Below are 15335 nucleotides of genomic sequence, written 5' to 3'. Positions count from 1 at the left end.
CTCCGTCGAGGCGATTTCCCGATAGCATGGCAACGTGTCGTATGCTAGCCCTATCCCCCAAACCATCCATGGTGCGCAGGTTCCCGAAAGGTCAGTGGCAAGATGTCGGTGCCGTCCTATAGTGAAATGGTCGAGTTGGTTAAGGAAGCCGGCTCCTCCCAGCAAGAATTCTTCGGCTATCCGGTGAAGGAAGGCGGGCTTTATCTTCAACAGGATCCGGAGGAATTCGCGGCGCTGGTGCATTTCCTGGCGAAGGAAGTGCAGGGTGCGGATCTGACGCTGGATCTCGGGATCGCGTCCGGCGGCCAGACCAAGTTCCTGCGCGACTATTTCGACGCGAAGAAGACCATCATCGTAGACGACGGCCGCCACGTGCTGTTCCCCCATTGGGCGCGCATCAAGCCGATGGTGAAGACCGAATTCATCTGCGAGATCATCCGCAACAGCCACGACAAGGAAGTGCGCGAGCAACTGGCGCCGTGGCGCGGCAAGGTCGATTTCGCCTTCGTCGACGGCGATCATTCCTATCGCGGCCTGCGCCAGGACATCTTCATGATGAAGCTGATGCTGCGCGAGAATGCGATCATGGTGCTGCACGACACGGCCGCCGTCTGGGACTGCAAGCGCGTGTTCGACGATCTGCTGCGGTCGCGCGAATTCACCCTGCTGCGCAATTTCGACAACCGCTTCGGCATTTCCGTCTGGAAGCGCCTGAAGCCCCGCACCCCGCCAGGCTATTTCAATCATCAGTTCGGCTGGGGCCGTCTGTGACCGTCCATTCCCCGGGGCTCGTCGCGCCCGAGCTCATTCCCGTCGCCGCCCCCTGGATCACCGAGCGTGAAGGGGACTTGTGCCGGGAGGCGGCGCTGACCGCCTGGGGGCCGGACCACTACCGCTTCAACCGCCTGTTCGAACAGCGTTTCGCCGATTATGTCGGCACCCGTCATGCGGTCTCGGTGCCCCATGCGACGGCGGCGCTGCATCTGGCGCTCGCCGCCCTCGGCGTCGGGCCGGGGCACGAGGTGATCGTGCCGGCGGTGACCTGGATCGCCTCGGTCGCGCCGGTCTCCTATGTCGGGGCGGAGCCCGTCTTCGCCGATATCGATCCCGATACCTGGTGCCTGGATCCGGCGGCCGTCGAGGCGGCGATCACGCCGGCGACCAGGGCGATCATCGGTGTCGATCTCTATGGTTCGATGTGTGATTGGCCGGCGTTGCGCGCCATCGCCGACCGCCACGGCCTCGCCCTCATCGAGGACGCGGCGGAGGCGCTGGGCTCGCGCCTCGATGGCCGCCCGGCCGGGTGCTGGGGCGACGTCTCGGCCTTTTCCTTTCACGGCTCCAAGACCCTGGTCACCGGCGAGGGCGGCATGCTGGCGACCAGCGACGATCGGCTGCTGGCGCGCGTGAATACGCTGCGCGATCACGGGCGGCCGCCGGGCGACCGCTTCTTCCAGAACACCGAGATCGCCTTCAAATACAAGATGAGCGCGGTGCAGGCCGCCCTCGGCCTCGCCCAGATGGAACGGATCGACGCCCTGATCGCGCGCAAGCGCGCCATCTTCGGCTGGTACCGCGAGCGCCTGGCGGGCATGAACGGCATCGCCATCAACGCCGAGCCGCCGGGGGTGGAGAATTCCTTCTGGATGGTGACCGTGGTGCCCGACGCGGCCCATGGCATCGACAAGTTCGAGCTGATGGCGCGGCTCCGGGCGCGAAACGTCGACAGCCGGCCCTTCTTCTCGGTGCTGACCGATCTCGAAGCCTTCGCCGGCAAGCCGGCGGCGGCCCGCTTCCTGCCCGCTGTGCCGAAGGGCCGGGCGGCGGCGGACCGCGGCGTCAATCTGCCGTCCGGTTACAACATGGACGAAGCCAAGGTCGATCTGGTCTGCCGCGTACTGGCGGACGCCCTCGGAATCGGGTAAGGGGCAGGGGCGCGGGCGACGCCCGCTTCCTTTCGGGTGACCGGCGCCTTCGGCGCCGGGCCCACAGCGAATTGGGGTGGCTGTGAAAGTCGTGATCCTGGCGGGGGGCCTCGGCACCCGCATTTCGGAAGAATCCCATCTGCGGCCGAAGCCGATGATCGAGATCGGCGGGCGGCCGATCCTGTGGCACATCATGAAGATGTACGCCCATCACGGCATCGACGACTTCGTCATCTGCTGCGGCTATCGCGGCTATATGATCAAGGAATATTTCGCCAACTACGTCCTGCATCATTCGGACGTGACGATCGACGCGATCTCGGGCCGCGTCACCTACCACCAGACCTTCGCCGAACCGTGGAAGATCACCCTGGTCGATACCGGGCTGGAGACCATGACCGGCGGCCGGCTGAAGCGCGTGCGCGACTATCTGAATCCGGGCGAGCCCTTCTGCCTGACCTATGGCGACGGCGTCTCCGACATCGACATCGCCCGCTCGATCATGTTCCACCGCGAACACGGCAAGCTGGCGACGGTGGGCGCGGTGATCCCGCCCGGGCGCTATGGCGCGCTCCGCATCGAGGGCGATCTGGTGTCCGATTTCACCGAAAAGCCGCCGGGCGACAATGCCTTCATCAACGGCGGCTTCTTCGTGCTCGATCCCGCCGTGATCGACCGCATCGAGGGCGACGCGACACCGTGGGAAGCCGCCCCCCTCGAAGGTCTGGCGCGGGACGGACAACTCGCCGCGTTCCGTCACACCGGCTTCTGGCACGCCATGGATACGCTCCGCGACAAGAATGCGCTCGAATCCCTCTGGGCCTCGGGCAAGGCGCCCTGGCGCCGCTGGAAGGATTGATCCCATGGCGGCGGCGCTTCCCGATTCCGCCTTCTGGGCCGGGCGCCACGTCCTGCTGACCGGCCATACCGGCTTCAAGGGCGCCTGGGCCGCGCTCTGGCTGAACAGGCTCGGGGCGCGGGTCTCGGGTCTCGCCCTGCCGGCGGAGGACGAGGCGCTCTACCATGCCGCCCATGTCGAGGGGCTGGTCGATTCCTATGTCGCCGACCTCCGTGATCCCGATGCCGTGACCCAGGTGGTGACCGACATCCAGCCCGAGATCGTGCTCCACATGGCGGCCCAGCCGATCGTCCGCCGTTCGCTCGCCGAACCGGTGGAGACTTTCGCCACCAACGTCATGGGCACGGTCCATCTGCTGCAGGCGCTGCGCGCGGTCGACGGGCTGAAGGCGGTCCTGGCCGTCACCTCCGACAAGGTCTACGCCAATGCCGAGGACGGCCATGCCTTTCGCGAGGCCGATCCGCTCGGCGGCAAGGATCCCTATTCCGCCTCCAAGGCGGCCTGCGAGATCGCGGTCTCCTCCATGGCGCGCAGCTTCCTGATCCCCGCCGGCGTCCGGGTGGCGACGGCGCGGGGGGGCAATGTCGTCGGCGGCGGCGATTTCGCGGTCGATCGCCTGGTGCCCGATGCCGTCCGCGCCGTCCGCTCGGGCACGCCCCTGGTGCTGCGCCATCCGGAAGCGACCCGGCCGTGGCAGCATGTGCTCGACTGCCTGTCGGGCTATCTGCTCTATGCCCAGGCCCTGGTCGAGGGGCGCGACGTGCCGGCGGCCCTGAACTTCGGGCCGGTGCCGGGCGAGGATGGCACCGTGGGCGAGCTTGCCCGTGCCGTCCTTTCGGCGCTCGCCGCCGGCGGCGACTATGTCCATCGGCCGGTGCCCGGCTCGGTCGAGATGAAGGCGCTGGCGATCGATTCCACCCGTGCCCGCACCGTCCTGCCCTGGCACGACCGCGTCACCGGCGCGGCCCTGCCCGCCTTCACCGCCGCATGGTATCGCGCCCATATGGATGGCGCCGACATGCGGGCCTTCACCCTGTCCCAGATCCGAGCGTTCGAGGAAATGCCTTGACCGACGCCACGCCCGATTGCCGCTTCTGCGGCGCGCCGCTGACCCGTACCTTCCTCGACCTCGGCGATACGCCGCTGGCCAATTCCTACGTCACCGCCGCCGACGTCGCGGCCGGGCGCGATCGCGCCTATCCGTTGCATGCGCGGGTCTGTGACAGTTGTCTCCTCGTCCAGGTCGACGAAGTGGTGCCGGCGGAGGACATCTTCTCGGACTATGCCTATTTCTCGTCCTATTCGGCGGGCTGGGTCGCGCACGCCAGGCGTTACGCCGACGCGATGACCGAACGTTTCGGCCTCGGCCCGGATTCGCTGGTGGTCGAGGTCGCGTCGAACGACGGCTATCTGCTGCGCCATTTCGTCGAACGCGGCATTCCCGTGCTCGGCATCGAGCCGGCGGCGAATGTCGCCGAGGTGGCGCGCGCCGCCGGCGTTCCGACCGAAGTCACCTTCTTCGATCGGGACAGCGGCCGCGCCCTCGCCGCCCGGGGCAAGCGCGCCGACCTGATGGCGGCCAACAATGTCTTCGCCCATGTCCCCGACATCCGCGCTTTCGCGGCCGGCTTCGCCGAAGTGCTGAAGCCGGAAGGCGTGGTAACCTTCGAATTCCCGCATCTCCTGAACCTCATCAACGAGGTGCAGTTCGACACGATCTACCACGAGCATTATTCCTATCTCTCCCTCGTGGTGGTGGAGCGGGTGCTGGGCGCCGTCGGTCTCCGGGTCTTCGACGTCGAGGAACTGCCGACCCACGGCGGCTCGCTCCGCGTCTTCGCCTGCCCGGTCGCGGCGGGCCATGGCGAGGGGCCGGGCCTCCTCGCCGTCCGCGCCAAGGAGACGGCCGCCGGCCTCGACCGGCCCGAGGCCTATGACGGTTTCGCGCCAAGGGTCGAGGCGGTACGCCGGGGGTTCCTGGACTTCCTCGCGAAGGCACGGGCCGAGGGGCGGCGCGTGGCCGCCTATGGCGCGGCGGCCAAGGGCAACACCTTCCTCAATTTCTGCGGCGTCGGCGCCGGCGACATCACGCTGGTGGCCGACCGCAACCCGGCCAAGCAGGGCCGCCTGCTGCCCGGCAGCCACGTCCCCATCGTCTCGCCCGACGAACTGGCGGCGTCGAAGCCCGACGATCTCGTCATCCTGCCGTGGAACATCGCCGCCGAAGTGGCGGCGGACATGGCGGCGATGAAGGCGGCGGGCTGCCGCTTCTGGATCGCCGTACCCGAAATGCGCGAGGTCTAGGGCCGTGCGCTTCCTGCCCACGGCGATCGCCGGCGTGACCATCGTCGAGGCCGAGCCGAGGGCGGACGAGCGCGGGCTCTTCGCCCGGCTCTATTGCCCCGTCGAATTCGCGGCCGCGGGGCTCGGTCATTTCACCCCGACCCAGGTGAACCTGTCGCGTAACACGGCGCGCCATACGCTTCGGGGCATGCATTATCAGGATCCGCCCCGGGCCGAGGCCAAGCTGGTGCGCGTGACGCGGGGGCGCATCTTCGACGTCGCCGTCGACCTTCGCCCCGACAGCGCCACCTATCTGCGCTGGACCGGCGTCGAACTGGATGCCGGCGGGCTGCGCGGCCTGTTCGTTCCCGAGGGCTGCGCCCATGGCTTCCTGACCCTGGAGCCGGAAACCGACGTGTTCTACCAGATGGGCCGAAACTTCGAGCCCGGCTTCGGCCGGGGCCTGCGCTTCGACGATCCCGCCCTCGCCATCGCCTGGCCGGCAACGCCCGCGGTGATCGACGACAAGGACCGCAACTGGCCATTTTTGCGCCACGGCACCTGATCTTTGACGGTCGCATGCCTTTTTGTTGACCGTTCGCATTGGGCCCGGTTCTAATCTCGTGGGTTGTTGATGAAGGGCCAGGCATCGAGACGCCGGCCCATAATCGGAGGCTGCTATGTCGTTTTCCCTGAAATCCTGCCTGATGAGCACAGCGGTGGCGGCGGTCGCCTTCGCGGGTGCCGCAAAGGCGGAAGACAAGGTCGTCAACGTCTACAACTGGGAAGAATATATCGACGACACCACCCTGGCCGACTTCGAGAAGGAGACGGGGATCAAGGTGGTCTATTCGACCTTCGATTCGAACGACACCCTGGAAGCCAAGATCCTGGCCGGTCATTCCGGCTATGACGTCGTCTTCCCGTCGGGCGCCTTCCTCGAGCGTCAGATCCAGGCCGGGGCCTATCAGGCGCTCGACAAGTCGAAGCTGCCGAACATCACCCACATGGATCCCGACATCATGGAGAAGATGGCGCTGTTCGATCCGGGCAACGAGCATGCCGTCGACTACATGTGGGGCATGACCGCGATCGGCTACAACGTCGACAAGATCAAGGAGATCATGCCCGACGCGCCGATCGATTCCTGGAAGATCGTCTTCGATCCGGAAGTGGCGGCGAAGTTCAAGGATTGCGGCATCGCCTTCCTGAACGCCCCCGACGAAGTCGTGCCCGCCGCGCTGCGCTATCTGGGCGAGGATCCGAATTCCAAGGATCCGGAAGTCCTGAAGAAGGCGCTGCCGGTGCTCGAGGCCGTGCGGCCCTTCATCGCCCGCTTCGAAGGCTCGTCCATGATCGACAAGCTGGCGACCGGCGACATCTGCCTGGCCATTGCCTGGAACGGTGACGTCTTCCAGGCCAAGGCCGCCGCCGACGCCGCCGGTTCGGGTGTCAATGTCGCCTTCTCGATCCCGAAGGAAGGCGCGCAGCTCTGGTTCGATTCGATGGCGATCCTGGCCGATGCGCCGCATCCGGACGCGGCTCATGCCTTCATCAACTACATGATGACGCCCGAGGTGATCGCCCGCAATTCGGCCGCCACCCAATATGCCAACGGCAACAAGGGCGCCGATCCGCTGATGGATCCGGAAGTCACCTCCAACCCCGGCATCTATCCGCCGTCGGAGGTGATGAAGACGCTCTATCTCGTCACCGCCTATTCCCAGAAGGAACAGCGGGTGCTGAACAAGATCTGGGAAACCATCAAGCTGGGCGACTGATCGTCCGACTTTCGGGGCCGGCGCTGGGGACAGGGCCGGCCCTTCTGGTTTCGTCTGATCGAGAGCCCGGGGCGCCGGGAGTGCATTGGGGGTTGGGGCATGAATACGGCGACCGCCGCACGCGTACCGTTCGAGCCGTGGAAAGATCCGCAGGCCAAGCCATACATCCGGATCGTCAACGTCACCAAGACCTTCGGTGACTTCGTCGCCGTGGACAATCTGTCGATCGACATCTATCAGCGCGAATTCTTCTCGCTGCTCGGCCCGTCGGGTTGCGGCAAGACCACGCTGCTGCGCATGCTGGCGGGCTTCGAGCGGCCGACCTCGGGCCGGATCGAACTCGACGGCGTCGACATGTCGACCGTGCCGCCCTACGAGCGGCCGGTGAACATGATGTTCCAGTCCTATGCCCTGTTCCCGCATATGACGGTGGAAGAGAACATCGCCTTCGGCCTGCGCCAGGACAGGGTGCCGAAGGACGAGCGCAACGCAAGGGTCGAAGAGATGCTGGGGCTCGTCCAGCTCAGCAAATTCGCCAAGCGCAAGCCGCATCAGCTTTCGGGCGGGCAGCGCCAGCGCGTGGCGCTCGCCCGCAGCCTCGTCAAGAAGCCGAAGATGCTGCTGCTCGACGAGCCGCTCGGCGCGCTCGACAAGAAGCTACGCGAACAGACCCAGTTCGAGCTGATGAACATCCAGGAGCAGGTGGGCATCACCTTCGTCATCGTCACCCACGACCAGGAAGAGGCGATGACCGTCTCGTCCCGGATCGCGGTGATGAACCACGGCCGCATCGCCCAGGTGGCGACGCCGACCGAAATCTACGAATTCCCCAACAGCCGCTATGTCGCCGAATTCATCGGCGACGTGAACGTCTTCGAAGGGCGCCTGTCGGAAGCGGCGGCGGACCACGTGCGCATCGCGCCCGTCGGCGGCGGCGGCGAGATCTATGTCGACCGCGGCACCTCCGCGGCCCAGGGCGCCACGGTCTGGGCCGCGATCCGGCCGGAGAAGATCGACGTCGCCCTGACGCCGCCGACCGATCCCTCGGTCAACTGCATCGAGGGCACGGTCTGGGACATCGGCTATCTCGGCAATCTCACCATCTATCACGTGCGCCTCGCCGACGGCCGCAAGATGACCGCCGCCGTCGCCAATCGCACGCGGCTCCGCGAGCAGCCGATCACCTGGGACGACACGGTCTATCTGACCTGGGCCCCGGACAGCGCCGTGGTGCTGGTGTCATGAGCGCGGGCGACGACTACGACGACCGCCCGTCGGCCGTCCTCGTCTCCGGGGACCAGGGTGGTTTCGCCGAATGGCTTCACGTGCGCCTGGTGCGCGCGCGTCTCGGCTGGGCGGCGCCCTTCGTGCTCTGGCTGGTCGGGCGCTTCTCGGGCAAGGGCATGGTCATCGCCATTCCCTATACTTTTCTCTTCGTCTTCTTCCTGGTGCCGTTCCTGATCGTCCTGAAGATCAGCTTCTCGGAAACCGCGCTGGCGATCCCGCCCTATACGGATCTGGTCGAGATCCTGGACGACGGCTTCGACTATTACCTGACGTTCAAGCTGAACCTGATCAACTATTGGACCGTCCTCTCGGAAGACACCTATGTCAGGGCCTATCTGAACTCGGCCAAGATCGCGGCGATCTCCACGGCACTCTGCCTGCTGATCGGCTTTCCCATGGCCTATGCCATGGCGCGGGCGAGCGAGAGCATCCGGCCCATGCTGCTGATGCTGGTGATCCTGCCGTTCTGGACCTCGTTCCTGATCCGCGTCTATGCCTGGATCGTCATCCTGAAGACCGAGGGCGGCCTCCTGAACACGATGCTCATCGCGCTCGGCATCATTCCGCCGGACGAGCCCCTGCGCATCCTCAGCACGGAATGGGCGATGTATATCGGCATCGTCTATTCCTATCTGCCGTTCATGGTGCTGCCGCTCTATGCCAACCTCGAGAAGATGGATCTCTCCCTCCTCGAGGCGGCGGCGGATCTCGGCTGCCGCCCGACCAAGGCGTTCTGGTCGATCACCGTGCCGCTGGCCATGCCGGGCGTCATCGCCGGCTGTTTCCTCGTCTTCATTCCGGCGGTCGGCGAATATGTCATCCCCGAACTCATGGTCGGCGACAATGTCCGCGTGATCGGGCGCAAGCTCTTCACCGACTTCGCCAGCGAGCGGAACTGGCCCCTGGCTTCCGCCGTTTCGGTGATATTGCTCGCCATTCTGGTGGTGCCCATCGTCCTGTTCCAGCGCCAGCAGGCGCGCCTGCAGGAGGCGGGGCAATGACCAAGGGGCTGACCAAGATCAATCTGGTGGCGCTGACCTTCGGCTTCGCCTTCCTCTACATCCCGATTCTCATTCTGGTGTTCTTCTCGTTCAACGAGAGCCGGCTGGTGAACGTCTGGGGTGGCTTTTCCCTGAAATGGTACGGGGAACTGTTCCGGAACGACGATCTCCTCGGCGCCGCCTGGGTCTCCCTGATCCTGGCGGCCGCGACCTCGACCCTGTCGGTCGTGCTCGGCACCGTGGCGGGATTCGTCATGGCGCGCTTTACCTCGTTCCGGGGGCGCACCCTGTTCTCCGGCATGATCTATGCGCCGCTGGTGATGCCCGAGGTGATCACGGGCCTGTCGCTGCTGCTCCTCTTCGTCTCGATCGACTGGGGGCGCGGTCTCGGGACCATGATCATTGCTCACACATCATTCTGCATGTCCTATGTGGCGGTGGTGGTGCAGTCGCGCCTCGTCTCCTTCGATCGCTCGATCGAGGAGGCGGCGCAGGACCTGGGGGCGACGCCGTTCAAGACCTTCTTCGTGATCACCCTGCCGGTGATCGCGCCCGCCCTGGTCTCGGGCTGGCTGCTGTCCTTCACCCTGTCGCTCGACAATGTGGTCATCACGTCCTTCACTTCGGGGCCGGGCTGGGACACCCTGCCGGTGAAGATCTTCTCGGCCGTGAAGCTCGGCGTGAAGCCGGAGATTAACGCCCTGTCGACCATCATGATCCTGATCGTGGCGGTGGGCGTGGTCGTCGCCTCGCTGATCCAGAAACGCGCGATGGTGGAGCGCCAACGGGCGGAACGGCTGGCGGCGGCGGCGAATGAATGACCGGCTTTCCAGCGCGGGCGGTATCACCGTGCGCTGGAATTGCCGCATCGCAGAAATGCGCGGTTTGCATGAAGCTTGTCGTTGAATCCCGGGGCAAATGGCCCCATCTTGGCTTCAACAGGAAGGCGCCGGCGTCCCCCCCATTTGAGCCGGCCGTCTTTCCGGTGGTGTCCGATCCCCCCTCGGCGCCACCCGCGTTCCAAGGACGCGCGCGCCCGGCCGATCCCCCCTCGGTCGGGCGCTTTCGTCTGTGGCCCGTCAAGCCGCTGTGGCCCGTCAGGCCGCGCGAACCCGAATCCCGGCCCGGCACGCCGTCCGGTTTCCGACCATGACCGATACCGCGAAGGCGCCGCCCCCGACATCGGCGAGCCGGGGGGCCGGACGGCCGACGGCCCCGCTCTGGCTGCTGGCGCTGCTGACCTTCAGCGGCACGGTCGCCATGCATGTCTTCGTGCCGGCGCTGACCGTGGCCGGGGCCGATCTGGGCGCGCCCGCCTCGGCGATGCAGATGACGATCAGCCTCTATATCGCCGGGCTCGCCGTCGGCCAGCTCCTCTATGGCCCGCTGTCCGATCGTTTCGGGCGCCGGCCCGTGCTGATGGCGGGACTGGCGCTCTATACCGCCGCCGGCCTCTTCGCCGCCTTCGCGCCCGACGTCGACACCTTGATCGCGGCGCGCCTGTTCCAGGCTCTCGGCGGCTGTGCCGGGCTCGTGCTCGGGCGGGCGATGGTACGCGACACCGCGGGCGAGGGCGACACGGCGCGGCGCCTCGCCCTGATGAACCTCATGGTCACCCTCGGCCCCGGCGTCGCGCCCCTGATCGGCGGCGTCATCGCCGATTCCGCCGGCTGGCGCGCGCTGTTCTGGCTGATGGGCGGTCTCGGCGTCGTCAATCTGCTGCTGACCTGGCGCCTGGTGCCCGAGACCGTGACGGCCGCGCCGGGCGGGGCCGGCGCCGTGGCGCGCAACTACGGGCGTCTCCTGAAATCCCCCGCCTTCCTGGCCTATGCGCTGGGCGGGGCCTGCGCCACCACCTCGGTCTATGCCTATGTCGCGGCGGCGCCCTTCGTCTTCGTCCATGAATTGGGCCGCCCGCCGGTCGAGGTCGGGATCTATCTGGCGCTGCTGATCCTCGGGATCTGGATCGGCAGCGTGCTCGCCTCCATCCTCGTCTCGCGGATCGAGGCGCGGCTGATGCTGGCCTATGGCAACGGCCTGTCGGCCTTGGCCGCCTTCGTCTTCCTGGGGGCGGTCCTCGCCGATGGGCTATCTGTGCCGCTGGTGGTCGGCGCGCTGTCGCTCTTCACGCTGGGCATGGGAATCGCCTCGCCGGCGGCGATGACGCGCGCGCTCGGCGTCGATCCCGCCGCCGTCGGCTCCGCCTCCGGTCTCTACGGCAGCGTGCAGATGGCGGTCGGCGCGCTCTGCGCCGCGCTCGCCGCTCTCGGCAGCCCGGCGCTGTCGGCGGCGCTGGTGCTGGCGATCGCCTGCGTCGTCGCCCAGATCGCCTTTCGCTTCGCCTCGAACCGGCGGCCGTGAGGGCGCGGATGAAAAAACCGGGCGCGGATCTTCCCATCGGCGATTGAAGCGGTGCTCAGGGCGCGCGCGTCGTGATACGATGGCGGTGTCACCCAGGCTTTCCCGTTTCATCGCTTCCCCCTGTCACAAATGCTTCCGGCGGCCGCGCGTGTGCCCCCGCGACAGCATCGGGCTCGAAGGACATGCACCGACTGGTCGTCACCTATATGGAGATGCTGGCACCGCCGCGCGGGATCCAGCCGTGCGCGCCGACCTGCGCCACCGTGCGCCGGGAAGTGCCGTCGCGCGCGGAATATCTCCAGCTCTATCGCGCCGTGGGCGATCCGCTGCGCTGGGACGACCGCCTGACCCTGTCGGCGGAGGCCCTGGACGCCTTCCTGGCCGATCCCGCCAATCATGTCTATGTGCTGCGCCTGACGGGAATTGCCGGCGGTTTCTGCGAATTCACCGGCGTCGGCGGGGCGGAGGTGCAGCTCACCCATTTCGGCCTGGTGCCCAGCCTGCAGGGCCGGGGCCTCGGCCCCTACCTGCTCCATGTCGCGCTCGCCCGGATCTGGTCCGGCCCGACGGAGCGGGTCTGGCTCCATACCGACAATTTCGATCACCCGAAGGCGATCGCCACCTATGCCCATGCGGGCTTCCGCGTCTTCGACCGCCACATCCGGGCCGACGCCGGCTGATCCCTCAGCGGGACAGGCCGCGCTTTTCCAGCGCCGCCAGATAATCCGCGAAGATCCGCGCCTGATCGGTGCCGAAGCGGCGCAGCGCTTCCCAGGTATAGAGGCCGCTGTCGTGGCCGTCGTCGAAGATCAGGCGCACGGCGTAATTGCCGACCGCCTCCGCCCCGACGATCGCCACCATGCGTTTGCCGGCGACGATCTTCTTGGTCTCGCCGCCATGGCCCTGGACCTCGGCCGACGGGCTTTCGACCCGCAGCATCTCGGCGGGCAGGCGGTCGCGCCGCCCGTCCGACCAGTCGATCTCCAGCAGGCGATCCTCGCGCCGGACCCGCAGTTCCAGCGGCCAGGGCGCTTCGCTCACGCCCCGTTCGCTCACGCCCCGTCCGCTCACGCCCCGTCCGCTCACGCCCCGTCCGCTCACGCCCCGTCCGCTCACGCCTCGACTTCCGAATCGTCCAGATTGCGCGCTTCCCCGATCAGCATGATCGGCACGCCGTCGCGGATCGGATAGGCGAGGCGGGCGGCGTCCGAGATCAGCTCGTTGCGCTCGCGGTCATAGCGCAGGGGCTTGCGCGAAGCCGGGCAGATCAGGATTTCCAGCAGCTTCGGGTCGACCGCGTTCCGCGCCGCCTTCCTGTCGGCGGTTTCGGTCTCCGGGGCCTGGAGGGGGCTCGCCTGGGGGGGGCTCTCTTGGGGGTCGCTCATGGGCAGGGTCGTCCGTTCCGCGCCGTCCGGCGCCTATTGCAGCGGCGTCTCGGGCCCGCCGGTGCGCGCGGCCAGCGCCATTTCGAGAAGGGTGATCATGGTCTCGGCCCGCGCCGCGATGTCGCCGGCTTCGAGGAGCGCCTGTTTCTCTGCCGGGCTGAAGGGGCAGATCATGGCGAGCGCATTCACCAGGGTCTCGGCCGGGGCTTTCTCGATCGCCTGCCAGTCGGCGGCCAGGCCATGCAGTTCGAGATAGGACTTCAGGGCCGGGGCGAGGCGGCGGCGGTTCACCTCCTCCGCGTCGGAAGGCGGCGTCAGATCCTCGAGATAGGGGGCATAATCGGCCGCGACCTGACGATAGGGGGTGATGCGCGTCATCTCCTCCTCGATCCGGAAGCGCAGGATGCCGGTCAGGGTGATGAGGAAGCGGCCGTCGTCCGTCTCGGAGAACGAGGTGATCTTGCCGAGGCAGCCGATCGGGAACACTTCCGGCTCGGCGGCGGCGTCGTTCGGCTCCAGCGGCTGGACCATGCCGATCAGGCGCGGTCCGGCCAGGGCGTCGCGCACCATGGCCAGATAGCGCGGCTCGAAGATGTTCAGCGGCAGGCGCGCGCGCGGCAGCAGCAGAACCCCCGTCAGGGGGAAGATCGGCACGATGCGCGGCAGCTCGTCGAGCCCGATCATGCCGCTGTCTCCCGGAAGACCCGACATGCCTAGGCGAACAGGATCGACGACAGGCGCCGCCGTCCATCCATGGCGATGGGATCGTCGAAGCCCAGCGCATCGAACAGTTTGACCAACTGCTTGCGCGCCGCCTCGTCGTTCCATTTGCGGTCGCGCTTCACGATTTCCAGAAGCTGGTCGACCGCGGCATCGATGCGGCCGGCGGCATGAAGCCCGACCGCGAGGTCGAAACGGGCCTGGTGATCGGCCGGATCGGCCTCGACCGCCGCCTGCAGCGGGGCCAGGTCACCGTCCGCCCCGGCCGCCTCGCGCGCCAGGGCCAGGGCGGCGCGGGCACCGGCGACCTCGGCGTCGTTCTCCTTCTCCTCGGGCACGGCGGCCAGGAATTCGTCGGCATCCTCGAGCGCGCCGCGCGCGACGGCGATCTTGGCGAGACCGGCAAGGGCGCCCGCATGCTGCTCCTCGGCCTGGAGGACTTCGGCGAAGCCCGCCTCGGCGTCGTCCAGCCGGCCCTCCGCCAGCGCCGTGCGGGCGAATTCCATCACCTCGTCGACGGGGGTGACGCCGCCGGACATCTTCACCAGGCGGTCGACGAAGGCCTTCACCTGGCTGTCGGGCAGGGCGCCCTGGAAGCCGTCCACGGGCTGGCCCTGGAAGAAGGCATAGACCGCCGGGATCGACTGGATGCGCATCTGGCCCGCGATCTCGGGGTTCTGGTCGACGTCGATCTTCACCATGCGCACGGCGCCGCCGGCGGCCATGACCGCCTTTTCCAGCGCCGGGCCCAGCTGGCGGCAGGGCCCGCACCAGGGCGCCCAGAAATCGACGATGACCGGCACCTGGCGCGAAGCTTCGAGGACATCCTCGCGGAAGGTGGCGAGGCCGCTGTCCTTGATCAGGTCCGAGGCGCCCGGGCCCTGGCCCGAGGGGCCGCCCGCGGGGGCCTGTCCGATGAGGGTTTCCATAGAATTCCCATCCGTCCGTTGTGGGCGGCGCGACACCGCCGCCTGCCCGCGCCATCGGCGGGCCGTTGTTCGTTCATTGGGGCACGGCGCCCTGATCGGCCCGTGCCTTCCGTCCCCCCATAAATTGGTCGAAGCGGCCGAGAAGGCAAGCCATGGCGCGCAGCCCTTCGATGCAGGAACGCGGATCGCCGGTCAGGCCCCGTCTTCCGGCCTTGCCGTGCCCCCTTCCCTCGCCGCGCGGGCCGCGGCCCGGGCCGCCGCCACGGCCGCGACGTCGACCATGACCGGGGCATGGCCCACCGCCTCGAGAAAGCGCAGGAAATCGTCGCGCCCGATCGCCGTCGTCCGGTCGTTGCGCAGCGGATGGAAATTCAGCGGATCCAGCGCCGCCAGCCCGCTGTCGAGCACGAGACGCACGTCGGCCGCCGATTCGTTGGCGAGCGCGAAGGGCGTGACCGAGCCCGGCTCCACCCCCAGCAGGGCCACCATGGCCTCGGCGCTGGCGAAGGAGAGGCGCGGCGCCCCCAGGTGCTTCTCGATCGCGGTGATGTCGACCCGCACCTCCTCCTCGGCCACCACCAGCCAGAAGCCGCCCTTGCGGTCCTTCAGAAAGAGGTTCTTGGCGTGTCCGCCGGGCAGGGTGCCGCGATGGCGCCGGGCCTCCTCCACCGTATGGGCCGCCTCATGGGCGACGGTGCGGTGCGGAATGCCGAGCGCGTCGAGCTGGGCCAGCAGTTCGGTATCGGTCAGGGCCATGGCCCCGTCATAGCGGAACGGGGCCGAAAAAAACATGCTTGCAAAGAT

17 protein-coding genes are annotated in these 15335 nt (G+C 67.5%); 12 read left to right on the top strand and 5 right to left on the bottom strand.

The window, feature by feature from the left end:
* Positions 1–102 precede the first annotated feature (102 nt).
* The 12 genes from L2U69_RS17805 to L2U69_RS17750 all read left to right on the top strand — a co-directional run bounded on the left by L2U69_RS17805 (position 103) and on the right by L2U69_RS17750 (position 12177).
* Positions 103–771, top strand: coding sequence for a class I SAM-dependent methyltransferase (locus tag L2U69_RS17805; RefSeq protein ID WP_236108481.1), 669 nt, complete (start codon positions 103–105; stop codon positions 769–771).
* Entirely contained in the window at positions 768–1925 is a 1158-nt protein-coding gene (locus L2U69_RS17800; protein WP_236108480.1) for a DegT/DnrJ/EryC1/StrS family aminotransferase, read from the top strand. The genes L2U69_RS17805 and L2U69_RS17800 overlap by 4 nt, the downstream gene beginning before the upstream one ends.
* A 76-nt stretch (positions 1926–2001) precedes the next feature.
* Complete coding sequence (rfbF, locus tag L2U69_RS17795) at positions 2002–2784, top strand: glucose-1-phosphate cytidylyltransferase (RefSeq protein WP_456243237.1); 783 nt, start codon at positions 2002–2004, stop codon at positions 2782–2784.
* Between the two features lie 4 nt (positions 2785–2788).
* The gene (gene rfbG, locus L2U69_RS17790; RefSeq protein ID WP_236108479.1) at positions 2789–3853 is read left to right on the top strand and encodes a CDP-glucose 4,6-dehydratase; all 1065 of its coding nucleotides are present in this window, start codon (positions 2789–2791) and stop codon (positions 3851–3853) included.
* A complete protein-coding gene (locus L2U69_RS17785; RefSeq protein WP_236108478.1) occupies positions 3850–5088 on the top strand; it encodes a class I SAM-dependent methyltransferase in 1239 nt (412 codons plus the stop codon). Before rfbG ends, L2U69_RS17785 begins: the two co-directional genes overlap by 4 nt.
* Before the next feature lie 4 nt (positions 5089–5092).
* On the top strand, positions 5093–5632 hold the full coding sequence (locus L2U69_RS17780; RefSeq protein WP_236108477.1) for a dTDP-4-dehydrorhamnose 3,5-epimerase family protein: 540 nt from the start codon (positions 5093–5095) through the stop codon (positions 5630–5632).
* A 115-nt stretch (positions 5633–5747) separates the two neighbouring features.
* The gene (locus L2U69_RS17775) at positions 5748–6848 is read left to right on the top strand and encodes a polyamine ABC transporter substrate-binding protein (protein ID WP_236108476.1); all 1101 of its coding nucleotides are present in this window, start codon (positions 5748–5750) and stop codon (positions 6846–6848) included.
* Between the two features lie 99 nt (positions 6849–6947).
* Positions 6948–8093, top strand: coding sequence for an ABC transporter ATP-binding protein (locus L2U69_RS17770; RefSeq protein ID WP_236108475.1), 1146 nt, complete (start codon positions 6948–6950; stop codon positions 8091–8093).
* Positions 8094–8251: 158 nt separating this feature from the next.
* Complete coding sequence (locus tag L2U69_RS17765; protein WP_236108504.1) at positions 8252–9136, top strand: ABC transporter permease subunit; 885 nt, start codon at positions 8252–8254, stop codon at positions 9134–9136.
* Positions 9133–9957, top strand: a complete 825-nt coding sequence (locus L2U69_RS17760) for an ABC transporter permease (protein WP_236108474.1) — start codon at positions 9133–9135, stop codon at positions 9955–9957. The genes L2U69_RS17765 and L2U69_RS17760 overlap by 4 nt, the downstream gene beginning before the upstream one ends.
* A 328-nt stretch (positions 9958–10285) precedes the next feature.
* Positions 10286–11497, top strand: a complete 1212-nt coding sequence (locus L2U69_RS17755) for a multidrug effflux MFS transporter (protein ID WP_236108473.1) — start codon at positions 10286–10288, stop codon at positions 11495–11497.
* 182 nt (positions 11498–11679) lie between these two features.
* The gene (locus L2U69_RS17750; protein WP_236108472.1) at positions 11680–12177 is read left to right on the top strand and encodes a GNAT family N-acetyltransferase; all 498 of its coding nucleotides are present in this window, start codon (positions 11680–11682) and stop codon (positions 12175–12177) included.
* A 4-nt stretch (positions 12178–12181) separates the two neighbouring features.
* Here the strand turns inward: L2U69_RS17750 and L2U69_RS17745 are convergent, their stop codons facing one another.
* From L2U69_RS17745 to L2U69_RS17725, 5 genes are all read right to left on the bottom strand, one after another.
* Complete coding sequence (locus L2U69_RS17745; RefSeq protein ID WP_236108471.1) at positions 12182–12538, bottom strand: gamma-butyrobetaine hydroxylase-like domain-containing protein; 357 nt, start codon at positions 12536–12538, stop codon at positions 12182–12184.
* Positions 12539–12609: 71 nt separating this feature from the next.
* Positions 12610–12882, bottom strand: coding sequence for a Trm112 family protein (locus tag L2U69_RS17740; protein WP_236108470.1), 273 nt, complete (start codon positions 12880–12882; stop codon positions 12610–12612).
* Positions 12883–12915: 33 nt separating this feature from the next.
* Positions 12916–13566 (bottom strand): LON peptidase substrate-binding domain-containing protein, encoded by a 651-nt coding sequence (locus L2U69_RS17735; protein WP_236108469.1) that lies wholly within the window; start codon positions 13564–13566, stop codon positions 12916–12918.
* Positions 13567–13595: 29 nt separating this feature from the next.
* Positions 13596–14531: a thioredoxin family protein gene (locus L2U69_RS17730; RefSeq protein WP_236108468.1), complete on the bottom strand. Its 936-nt coding sequence runs from the start codon at positions 14529–14531 to the stop codon at positions 13596–13598.
* Positions 14532–14723: 192 nt separating this feature from the next.
* The gene (locus L2U69_RS17725; RefSeq protein WP_236108467.1) at positions 14724–15323 is read right to left on the bottom strand and encodes a prolyl-tRNA synthetase associated domain-containing protein; all 600 of its coding nucleotides are present in this window, start codon (positions 15321–15323) and stop codon (positions 14724–14726) included.
* Positions 15324–15335 lie beyond the last annotated feature (12 nt).

It is taken from the genome of Zavarzinia marina (genome assembly GCF_021568905.1).
Lineage (GTDB): Bacteria > Pseudomonadota > Alphaproteobacteria > Zavarziniales > Zavarziniaceae > Zavarzinia > Zavarzinia marina.
Note: the sequence above shows the minus strand (reverse complement) of the source record. Positions and strands in the feature narration are given on the sequence as shown.